This is a genomic window from Petralouisia muris (assembly GCF_004793545.1).
Classification (GTDB): Bacteria; Bacillota; Clostridia; order Lachnospirales; family Lachnospiraceae; genus Petralouisia; species Petralouisia muris.
Map to the genome: position 1 here is coordinate 1 of NZ_SRYA01000236.1, position 625 is coordinate 625.

A 625-nucleotide genomic window follows, 5' to 3' on the forward strand; every position below is an offset into this window, starting at 1 on the left:
GGGTGCGGGCGCAGTCCCGTGTGTCCGTGATCCCCACCTGGCTGCTGCAGCTTACGAGGTACAGCCCGGTTTTACCGCCGCCTCCCCCGGAGCTGGCGAGCTGGGTGCAGGCGACCCCAGCCGGGTCGTAGACCCTTTCTCCCTGTGCCCCGCGGATGACTTGTATAAGAGCTTTTCCGTCTGCTTCCGGGAGAGGTAATATTTTTCCGGCACATTTTGGATCAAGATATCCGATAATATACACCCGCCTGCGTGACTGCGGGACTCCAAAATACTTGCTGTTAAGCACCTGCCACTCCACACTATAGCCCAGTTCTGATAGCGTGTTGAGGATGACTGTAAACGTCCGTCCTTCGTCATGGCTAAGCAGTCCGGGAACGTTTTCAAGTAGAAAAAACGCAGGCTGTTTGGCTTTAAGGACACGCGCGATGTCAAAAAAGAGCGTGCCTCTCGCATCTTCAAAGCCGCGGCGCTTTCCGGCAATGGAAAAGCTTTGGCAGGGAAACCCGGCGCAGAGCAGGTCAAAGTCCGGCATTTCTTCTGTATTGATGGTTTTTGCGTCTTCATAGAAAACCTCGCTTTCTTTTATATTATGTATGGCACGGTATGCCCGGTTGGCGTGTTT

At 53.9% G+C, this 625-nt stretch carries 1 protein-coding gene; it reads right to left on the minus strand.

Annotated features, from left to right (window positions below):
* The coding region (dcm, locus tag E5329_RS29280) for a DNA (cytosine-5-)-methyltransferase (RefSeq protein WP_135992591.1) at positions 1–625 on the minus strand (625 nt) is incomplete at both ends.